The sequence below is a fragment of the Thermodesulfobacteriota bacterium genome (assembly GCA_040756475.1).
Taxonomy (GTDB): domain Bacteria; phylum Desulfobacterota; class Deferrisomatia; order Deferrisomatales; family JACRMM01; genus JBFLZB01.
Genome location: JBFLZB010000168.1, coordinates 1 through 9,964, shown reverse-complemented (window position 1 = coordinate 9,964; position 9,964 = coordinate 1). Strand labels below are relative to the sequence as shown.

Genomic DNA, 9,964 nt, shown 5'->3' with positions numbered 1-9,964 from the left:
TGACCAGGGTGTGGCGCCCCGGGCCCAGGGCGTCGCACGCCACGCCGCCCGTGTAGAAGACCGCCGCCTGGCTGTCGCGCACGATGACCTGGGCGCCGATCTTGAGCTCCCCCGACCCCCGCTGGGGAAGGCGGTGCGCAAGCTCGCGCCCCGTGGGGTCGAACCACTCCAGCACCTCCAGGAACACCAGATTGTCCGTACCCATTGGTCCGCTCCTCCCCTTCCTCGCTGCAAAGGCACTGCGGAGCTCATCGGCTTGGCACGTCCAGCCCTTTACTCAGGTCCTCTCCCGCGAGATCCGCAGGGCGCCCCGGGCGAGGCAAGAGCACTCCCGGCCTCCAACGAGGAAGGCCCGGACCGCCAAAGGCAATCCGGGCCCTGCACCTGCGTTGAACCGCCGCAGCGGCTGGGCCTATTTCTTCTTCTTCTTGCCCCGAGCCGCCCGGGCATCCACCAGGCGCTCGGCGAGGTTGAGGTCCTTGGCCATCTTCTTGCGCGCCTCGGAATACTCCCGCGCCACGAGGGAGGTTCCCGGCGGGATGCCGAACGTGCGGCGGTACTGGCCGGGCTTCATGTCGTGTGCGGTCGCCAGGTGGCGCTTGAGGGTCTTCATCCCCTTGCCGCACACCATGCAGAACACCCGGTCCGCACCGAAAGCTGCGTCCAGAGGCACGGCGGGCTTGAGCTTCTCCGGCGCCCCCGAGACGATCTCCAAGGCAAGATCTCCCTCCCCCTCCACGCCGCCGGCAAGGCCGGCCAGCTTGGCATAGACCTGATCGATCTCCCCCAGCAAGTCCGCCTGGGTCAGTTCGTTCATGGAAGCATGGGATGCCACGATGTCGGCCGTCATCTGAAGCAGCAGTCGCTTGTCCATTCAGCTCACTCCTTCCCAGCAGGTTGACAACTATGAGCCGGGTATATAACCAAGAACGACAGGCAACGCAAGGGGTTTTCTTGAGAAAAAAATACAACCGAACCTGCCCCCTCCTGTCCATTCGATACCTCCAAGGTCCACTGCACAAAGACAACGCACCCACTTCTCGAAGGCTCCCATTCTTTGGTCCTTCGATACCCCAGTGACGCCCTCTTGTGGCCTCGCCTTCCCTTGAGTGGTACGGTGTGCCGCGTGCTCCGCGCCCCCCCCGCGCGGACACGCAGAGCTCACGGACGCGGGGCGTTTCGCCGATGAGTGGCCGGGCAGGTATTCGATACGTGCGCAGGAGGTGGAACCACATGATGTCGCGGCTCGCTGTCTCCATGTTGTTCTTTTGCGTTCTCCTGGCTTCGCCGAGTCTGGGCATGGAAGACGCTCCGCGCCCGACGCGGCTCCTGGCGCCCTCGGAGAACGCCCTGGTCCACGCACCCGACCTGCTGCTGGTCTACACGGTTGGGGCCGGCACCGCCGTCGTCTACCAACTGGACGGCCAGCCGGCGGCGCTGGCCGACACCGTGGTTCCAGGCAACGACGAGGACCTGCACCACGTGCGGCTGCTCCTGGACGAGGGGTCCCATGAGATCCGGGTCCTCGCCGCCGAGGACGAAAGCGAGCTCCTGCGCGTGGCGGCCACGTACGTTCCGCCCTACAGCACGAGGACTGCGGCCCTGTCCCGCGCCAAGCCCTACGCGTTTCACGGGCGGGAACGGGAGGCTACCTGTTCCGGCTGCCACAGCCTCCCGGAGGTCTTCGAGACCCGGGGAGACCGGCCCTTCTCCCCCGTGGGGAAGGTGTGCGGCGCCTGCCACCCCCGGGTGGAGCGGCACGAGAACCTCCACGGGCCGGTGGCGGTCTACTCCTGCTTCATGTGCCACGAGCCGGAGTACCGTCCCACGCGCTTCACGCAGAAGAGCTCCCAGGCCGGCCTGTGCAGCACCTGCCACGAGGGGTTCCTGGCCAAGGTGCTGGGCAACCATAAGTTCGTGCACGGTCCCCTCGCCGCCGGGGGCTGCCTGGTGTGCCACGACCCCCACGGCGGGCCCACGCCTTCGCTGGTGCGCGAAGACACCACGACCCTGTGCCTGCACTGCCACTCCCAGACCATACCCCTGCCCGTGGAACGCTCCCTCCACGGAAAGGTGTCCTGCACGCAGTGCCACAACCCCCACGGCGGAGCCACGGTGATGCTTACCGCGGCGGAGGGCAACGCGTTCTGCGGGCGCTGTCACCCCGACGTGGCGCAAACCACCGCCGGGCATCCCATCGCGGGACACCCGGTGGAGGGAAGCACCGACCCCTCCCGCCCGGGAAGGCGCCTGGGCTGTGACAGCTGCCACACGGCCCACTCCCAACGCGACGTGTCGAAGCTGAACATCTCGGAGAACGTGGGCGCCCAGCGCCAGTTCTGCCGCCGCTGCCACTACTGAGGCGCCGGCCTCCGGAGGCCCCGATGCTCCTCCCCCTCGCCGGCACCGGCGGCGCTCCATCCCGCCGCCCCTGGCTCACCTATGGAGTTTTGGCCGCGTGTGCGCTCCTGTTCCTGGCCTCCGGGTTGGGGGGGAGCAACCGGATCGGACCGGCGGTCCGCACACTGGAGGATGCCCGGCTCATCCACGAGGCGCGGCCGTATCTGACCCTCGACCCCAGGCTCGGGGCTCGGGCGCGGAACCCGGCCGGGGCCCCCGCTGGCCCAGGGTCGGGCGGTGCCCCGGGCAAGTTCCTCGCCCTGGAGCAGGCAGAGCTCGACGGCCTGGCGCGCAGCGGGTTCGACGTCCTCGCGGGGACGCCCCACTGGCGTCTGGGCGTCGTGCCGGCGGACCTCTCGCCCCTGGCGTTTGCCACCCACCTGTTCCTCCACGCCGGGTTCGTGCCGCTCTTCCTCAACCTCGTGCTCCTGCACCTGGCCATGCCCTTTCTGGAAGAGGAGTGGGGCCCGGGCTTCCTCGCGGCCTTCGGGCTGGCCGCGGCCGCAGCCGGGGCCGGCGTCTTCGCCCTGCGCCACCCGGGGCTCCACGCCGCCCTGGTGGGGGCCTCGGGGCTCGCGGCGGCGGTGGTGGGGGCGCTGGCGGTGCTCCGATGCCGCGACACGCTCTGCTTCGCCTACTGGCTCGGAAGCAGCCGCACGGGCACCTTCTCGGTTCCCGGCTGGGCGGTGCTCCCGGCCTGGGGCCTGCGGGAAGCCCTGGGGCTCCTCTCCCCCGACCTCGTGGGCCCGGCCGTAGCGAGCCGGGCCGCGCCCCTCTGGGCCCACGGCACCGCCCTGGCACTGGGAGCCCTGGGGGCCGCCGCCCTGCGGTGGGGGCCCCGAGGCAACGGCGCCCTCGCGACCGCCGGGTCGTCTCCGAGCCGCGGCCACAGCCCCGCGGGGACCGTGCCGCGCCCCCCCGCGCCTTGGGACACCCAGGGCGCCACGAGGCCGGCGGGGGACGCCGCCCAGCAGGCAATCCTGGGGCTTCGCCGCTGTCTGGAGCGGGGGGAGGCCGAGGAGGCATTCCAGCTCTGGCAGGAGCTTCAAAGCAACGAAACCGGGGTCCGCGTCTCTCTTCCCGCCGCGCTGGGGCTCGCCGAAGCCCTGGCGGCCCTGGGCCGCCCGGGCGACGCGGCCCGGGTCGCGGACGCGGCCGCCGCCACCGTGCGCGCCGACGTCTCGCCCCAGGCGGTGGCCCGACTGGCGCGGGTGGCGGCCGGCGAGGCCCGGGAGCGCCTGGTGGCGCTCGCCCTCTCCCGATCCGATCTTCCCGAGGCCGTGCGGGCCGAGCTCCAGGGGGGGCCGCCTCCGGAGGGACCGGTGTCCCGCCCCGCTGCTCCCCGGCAGGAGGAGCGCCGGAGCCCGGCGGCAGCCGAGAAGTCCCCCCGGGCGCCGTCCGCGCCGGTTCCCGGAACGGGCGGGACCCTCCGGGCGGTTTCCGCCGCACCCCTCGCCCTGGCGGACGGGGTGCTGCGGCTGGAGGTCTCCGGGTCGGAGCACGCCCTCACCCTGAGCCGGGTCCGGGCCATGGCTGCCGCCGCCGTGGACGACGCCGCCGAGGCCAACCTGGTGCTCGACCTCTTCCTGGAGAGCCCTTCCGGGGGGGCGGGCCCCGCAAAGGCCCTGCGCTTCGAGACCCACCGGTTCGACCCCCGTCTCCTCATCCCTACCGAGGCCGACGCCGAGGAGGCCTTCCTCTCGCTCGCCGGAGCCGTTCTCGCCGGAAGCGGCGCGGCCTGGCTCCTGGGGGAGGGGGCCCACCGCCTGCGCCGCTACCCTACCCTGGAGGCTTACGAGCAAGACCTCCTACGGGTGCTGCGCCTGGGCCCGGGCTGAGCCCCTTTCCCCCTCCCCCCGACTCCACGACGTCTTCCCTCTTGCCTTTCCCCGCGGGGGCCGGTAGTCGTAGGGGCGCACGGCGTGCGCCCGCCCCGGGGGACGACTGCCGCCGCCCTCGCGGGCGCACTTCGTAGGAAGAAAGGAGAACCACCGTGCGACGGTTCCTGGCGACTCGAGTCCTCCCGAGCCTCTTTGTCTTCGCCCTCGCCAGCGCCGCCCAGGCTGGCGCCTGGAAGGGGCGGGCGCTGGAGGTGTTTGCCGGCTCTGCCTCCAAGCCCGCCCTGGAGGAGGCGGCCCGGCGCTTCCAGGAAGCCACCGGGGCCCGGATCCTCCTGCACCTGGGCGGGTCGGGCACCATGCTCTCCCAGATGGAGCTCCTGCGGCGCGGCGACATCTATTTCCCCGGCTCCTCCGACTACGGGGAGCTCGCCAAACGCAAGGGGCTGGTGGACCCCTCCACGGAGGTCCGGGTCGTCTACCTGATCCCCGCCATCAACGTGCCGCGGGGCAATCCCAAGAACATCCGGGGCCTGGCCGACCTGGCCCGGCCGGGGATGCGGGTGGGCATCGCCCGGCCCGAGACGGTGTGCGTGGGGCTCTACGCCGTGGAGGCCCTGGAGGCCCGGGGGCTCTCCGAATCGGTGCGCCGCAACATCGTCAACCAGGCCGAGTCCTGCGAGAAGACCGCCCAGATGCTCTCCCTGGGGCTCGTGGACGCCGTGATCGGGTGGGACGTGTTCGAGGAGTGGGACCCCCAGCGGGTGGAAACCGTGTACTACCCCCCGGAGGAGGTGACCCGCATCGGCTACCTTCCGGCGGCGGTCTCGGCCTTTCCCCGGGAGCCGGAGCTTGCCCGGGCCTTCCTGGCCTACCTGGTGAGCCCGGAGGGGCAAGCGGTGTTTCGCGCCCACGGGTACCTCGCCGACCTCGCCGAGGCGCGCAGGCGGGCCCGCCCGGATACCCCCGTGGGCGGGGAGTGGCCGCTGCCCGCTTCCTGGAGGTAGGCCGTGGGGCGCCGCTTCTTCCCCGCGCTTCTGGCCGGGGCCGTGCTCCTGCCGCTGCTCCTGGTGGGGGCGATGCTCGTCTCCCAGGTGGGGTACGCGGGGCTTTGGGAGCCCCTGGGGGCCCTGGGGCGGCCCGCCATCCGCCAGGCCCTGGTCCTGAGCCTGGGCACCGCCACGGTGGCCGCGCTCCTCGCCCTGACGGTGGGAGTGCCCTGCGCCTACGCCCTGGCCCGCCACCGCTTCCCCGGGGCCCGGGCCGTGGACGTGCTCCTCGACCTGCCCATGGTGCTCTCCCCGGTGGCGGTGGGCGTTTCGTGGCTCCTCTTCTTCCGGGGCCCCGCCGGCCAGTGGGTGGAGGCCCACCTCCTGCGCTTCGTCTTCGAGGTGCCGGGGATCGTGCTGGCCCAGTTCACCGTGGCCCTGGCCGTGGTGATCCGCGTGCTCAAGGCGGCCTTCCAGGACGTGGACGTGCGCTACGAGCAGGTGGCGCGCTTTCTCGGGTGCACCCCCTGGGGCTCCTTCCGGCGGGTGAGCCTTCCCCTGGCCCGCCGGGGCCTCACGGCCGCCTTCGTGCTGGGGTGGGCCCGGGCCCTGGGGGAGTTCGGCGCCACCGTCACCCTGGCCGGCGCGGTGCCCGGAAAGACCGAGACGGTCCCCGTGGCCATCTACCTGCGGCTTGCCTCGGTCGACATCTCCGGGGCCGTGGCCCTCATGCTCGTCCTCTCCGCCACGGGCCTTCTCGCCCTGGGGGCCGTCCACGCCATGGGGGAGCGGCGGTGATCCGCTGCGAGGGCCTCACCATGGGCTTCGGGGGCTTCCGTCTTCGGGGCATCGACTTCGCCGTGGAGGCGGGAGAGAGCTTCTTCGTGCTCGGGCCTTCGGGGGCCGGCAAGACCCTGCTCCTGGAGGGCCTCCTGGGGCTTCGCCGGCCCGAGGCGGGGCGGGTGCTCCTGGGCGGCCGCGACGCCACCCGGCTCCCCCCGGAGGAGCGCCAGGTGGCCTACGTGCCCCAGGACCTCGCCCTCTTCCCCCACCTCTCGGTCCGGGACAACGTGCTCTTCGGCCTTCGCGCCCGGGGCCGGCCCCCCGCGGATGCCGAAGAACGGCTTTCCCACTGGGCCGGACTCCTGGACCTGGGGGCGGTCCTCCCCCGCCCCGACGTGCGCACCCTCTCGGGAGGGGAACGCCAGCGGGTGGCGCTCGCCCGGGCGCTCGTCACCGAGCCCCGGGTGCTCTTCATGGACGAGCCCTTCTCGGCGCTCGACGCCTCGCTGCGCCGGCGCCTCCAGGTGGAGTTCCGGGAGCTCCAGCGCCGGCTCGGGCTCACCCTCGTGCAGGTGACCCACGACCCCGAGGAGGCCTTCCTGATGGCGGACCGCATGGCCATCCTCATGGCCGGCCGCCTGGAGCAGACGGGGCGCCCCGGGGAGCTCTACAACCGCCCCGCCAATCTGCGGGTGGCGCGCTTCCTGATGCTCCAGAACCTCTACCCCGCCCGGGTGGGCCCCCGCACCGGGGAAGGCTACCGGCGCGTCGCGCTGGAAGGCACGCCGGTGGTCTTCGAGGCCCTCCTGCCCCCGGTGCAGCCCGGCAGCGCCGACGACGGGTTTGCCGAAGGGGACCGCGCGGTGGTAGGCATCCGCCCCGAAGAGGTCATCCTGGTGCGCCCCGACCGGGCCCCCGACACCGCCCGCCACCGCAACCTCCAACTCGGGGTGGTGGACAGCTGGGCCGATCTCGGCCACTACCGGCTCGTGCGCCTGTGGGTCTCGGGGATCTGGCTCGATGCCTGGCTCAACATCCGGGCCGCCCGGGAGTATCCCATGGAGGCCGGCCAGGAGGTCTGGCTCCACGTCCGCCCCTGGAGCTTCTGCCTGCTCCGCCCGGAGTGATCGAAGGTGGGCCGGGAGTTGCTCTGGCACGACCGGATCGAGGTGGGGGCACCCGAAGGGGCCCGGAGCTGGAGTTCCGGGCCCTGCGTCCCCTTCGAAGCGCGGCTGACAGGGAATCTCGACGCCGGGCAGGCGGGGCGTTTCGGTTCGCGCGGGGGCGTGACCTGAAGGCAACGCCGAGCCGCCGCCCCCGGGCCTGTCGTAGGGCAGCCTCGCTCCCGCACAGTGTTTCCGGAAGGGCACCCACATCCTTCTCCGGCGGAGGGACGCCGACCGGGGACCTGCGCCCGGTGTCTCTGTTGTAGGTGTTGCGTTGCGCGATGCACTTGCAACGTTTGCAGGGAGGGGCCAGTCCAAGACGGCTCTGAGCTAGCCAGAAGGTTGGCTTCGCTGCTGCTTCCTGTTGCAGCGCAACGCAAGGCCCAACCCGGCGCGGCCATTCCCGCCCGCTCAAACGCCCGCCAAGCCCTTGAACTCACGGGCAAATCCGCGATTCTCGCGCTCCCACGGCAGCGTGGCACGCCTCTTGTTATCCCCTGATCCCACGGGCGACAGCCCCCACGGGGGCGAGAGCTCCGCGTAGTCCCTCTGTTCACGGTCGAAGCTTGTGCGTTTCTGGAGCGGTTCGATCGAACCGCTGCCCAAAGCGAAAGGAGAGCCGTGAGGGAAGGGAGCGGGGACGCATCGTCAAAGACGTGATGACCCAGTGCCGCTGCGAACACTGCAAGGGAGGACACCGATCATGGCAAAGCTTCGCGAGATCCAGGACATCACCATTTGCGAGTCGACGGCCCAGATGCTCACCAAGGCGCGTGCCGAGGGAGTCGAGACCTCCTTTGACCGTGCCGACGCCCTGGCCCCTTGTCCCATTGGCGCTCAGAACGCGTGCTGCAAGCACTGCTCGATGGGGCCCTGCCGACTCTCCAGCAAGGCGCCCTACGAAAAGGTTGGCGTGTGCGGGGCCAACATCGACACCTTTCAAGCCCGGGGGTTTGCCCGGATGGTGGCGGCCGGCACTGCGGCCCATTCCGACCACGGCCGGGAGATGGCCGAGCTCTTTTTGACCGTAGCCAAGGGGGAGAACCCGGACTTCGAGATCAAGGAAGAAGGCAAGCTCCTCGCCTTCGCCAAGGACATGGGCGTGGCGACCCAGGACCGTAGCGTCCAGGACGTGGCGGTCGAGTTGGGGGAAGCCTGCCTGGCCCAGTTCGGCCAGCAGCACGGGTATGTGAAGTTGTTGGAGCGGGCACCGAAGAAGCGCTTCGAGAAGTGGAAGGAGCTGGGCGTCCTGCCGCGCGGGGTGGACCGCGAGGTGGTGGAGATGATGCACCGCACCCACATGGGTGTGGACCAGGAGTACATGAACGTGATGCTCGGCGCAACCCGCTGCTCCCTGGGGGACGGCTGGGGCGGCTCCATGATCTCCACCGAGCTCTCCGACATCATGTTCGGTACCCCGCGACCCGTGCCGGCCGAGATCGACCTGGGCACCCTCAAGGCGGACGAAGTCAACGTGATCGTGCACGGCCACGAGCCGCAGTTGCTCGACATGATGGTGCAACTCGCCGAGGACCCGGAGCTGGTCGCCCAGGCGAAAGGACAAGGGGCTAAGGGCATCAACCTGGTCGGCATGTGCTGCTCCGGCAACGAGCAGTTGATCCGTCGGGGCATTCCCCACGCCGGAAACTTCATGCAGTGCGACCCGGCCATCCTCACGGGGGCGGTGGACGCGATGATGGTTGACGTCCAGTGCATTCAGGCGGGCTTGGCTAAGCTCGCCAAGTGCTATCACACGAAGTTCATCACCACGAACTATCGATGCAAGATCGAGGGGGCCCAGCACATCGAGTTCCACGGCGACCACGACGCGCGCAAGGTCGGGGTGGAGCTGATGGCGACGGCGATCCAGAACTACAAGAACAGAAACCCGAGCAAGGTGCAGATCCCCGACGTCAAGAACCAGCTCATTGGTGGCTTTTCACATGAGACGATCAACTACATGCTGGGCGGGAGCTTTCGGGCGAGCTACACTCCCTTGAACGAGAACATCATCAATGGGCGCATTCGGGGGGTGGCCGGGGTGGTGGGGTGCACGAACCCCCGCGTCAAGCACGACTGGGTCCACGTCGAGCTCGTCAAGGAGCTCCTCAAGAACGACGTCCTGGTGGTCCAGACGGGCTGCTCGGCGATCTCCCTGGCAAAAGTGGGCTTGATGCGGCCGGAGGCGGCGAAGGAGTACTGCGGGCCAGGGCTGGCGGAAGTGTGCGAGGCCGTGGGTATGCCGCCGGTGCTGCACTCCGGTTCCTGCGTGGACAACAGCCGCATCCTGGTGGCGCTCTCGGAGATGGTCAAGACGGGCGGATTGGGGGATGACATCAGCGACTTGCCCGTGGCAGGGGCAGCGCCGGAGTGGATGAGCGAGAAGGCCATCTCGATTGGGCACTATTTCGTGACGAGCGGTGTGTTTACCGTCTTCGGCGTCACCCTCCCCCACGTGCCGGGCACGAAGTTCGCTGACTATCTGTTCGGCGGTTTGGAGAACGACGTCGGGGGCAAGTGGGCGGTGGAGCCCGATCCCTACAAGATGGCGCAGCTGATGATCGGCCACATCAACCAGAAGCGCGAGGCTCTGGGCATCCACGAGAAGAAGGAGCGCAAGCTCTTCGACATGGAAGCCCGCCGCGAGCTCAAGGTCTAACAGCCAAGGGAGGAATGCCTCCCACGGCCTTTGCCAAGACCAGCTGAGTCGCCCCGTCCTGGGGCTCCCCTTCGGGGGGGGGGGGGGGGGGGGGGGGCGGCCCGGCCCAGAAGAAGACAACAGCCCGGC

The 9,964-nt window shown here is 70.3% G+C and carries 8 protein-coding genes; 6 read left to right on the top strand and 2 right to left on the bottom strand.

The features are described 5' to 3' along the window. Both AB1578_18600 and AB1578_18595 read right to left on the bottom strand, forming a co-directional pair. Positions 1–205: SPFH domain-containing protein (locus tag AB1578_18600; protein MEW6489906.1), on the bottom strand; the 205-nt coding region annotated here is incomplete at its 3' end. Between the two features lie 207 nt (positions 206–412). Beyond that, the gene (locus AB1578_18595; GenBank protein ID MEW6489905.1) at positions 413–874 is read right to left on the bottom strand and encodes a MucR family transcriptional regulator; all 462 of its coding nucleotides are present in this window, start codon (positions 872–874) and stop codon (positions 413–415) included. Between the two features lie 359 nt (positions 875–1,233). On the opposite strand from AB1578_18595, the gene AB1578_18590 reads away from it, so the two are divergent. From AB1578_18590 to cooS, 6 genes are all read left to right on the top strand, one after another. After that, positions 1,234–2,361, top strand: coding sequence for a cytochrome c3 family protein (locus AB1578_18590; GenBank protein MEW6489904.1), 1,128 nt, complete (start codon positions 1,234–1,236; stop codon positions 2,359–2,361). Between the two features lie 23 nt (positions 2,362–2,384). After that, complete coding sequence (locus tag AB1578_18585; GenBank protein ID MEW6489903.1) at positions 2,385–4,238, top strand: rhomboid family intramembrane serine protease; 1,854 nt, start codon at positions 2,385–2,387, stop codon at positions 4,236–4,238. A gap of 155 nt (positions 4,239–4,393) precedes the next feature. Then, entirely contained in the window at positions 4,394–5,245 is an 852-nt protein-coding gene (modA, locus tag AB1578_18580) for a molybdate ABC transporter substrate-binding protein (GenBank protein MEW6489902.1), read from the top strand. A gap of 3 nt (positions 5,246–5,248) precedes the next feature. Further along, positions 5,249–6,025, top strand: coding sequence for an ABC transporter permease (locus tag AB1578_18575; protein MEW6489901.1), 777 nt, complete (start codon positions 5,249–5,251; stop codon positions 6,023–6,025). Further along, positions 6,022–7,137, top strand: coding sequence for an ABC transporter ATP-binding protein (locus AB1578_18570; protein MEW6489900.1), 1,116 nt, complete (start codon positions 6,022–6,024; stop codon positions 7,135–7,137). Before AB1578_18575 ends, AB1578_18570 begins: the two co-directional genes overlap by 4 nt. Positions 7,138–7,879: 742 nt before the next feature. Further along, on the top strand, positions 7,880–9,835 hold the full coding sequence (gene cooS / locus AB1578_18565) for an anaerobic carbon-monoxide dehydrogenase catalytic subunit (protein ID MEW6489899.1): 1,956 nt from the start codon (positions 7,880–7,882) through the stop codon (positions 9,833–9,835). Positions 9,836–9,964: the final 129 nt, after the last annotated feature.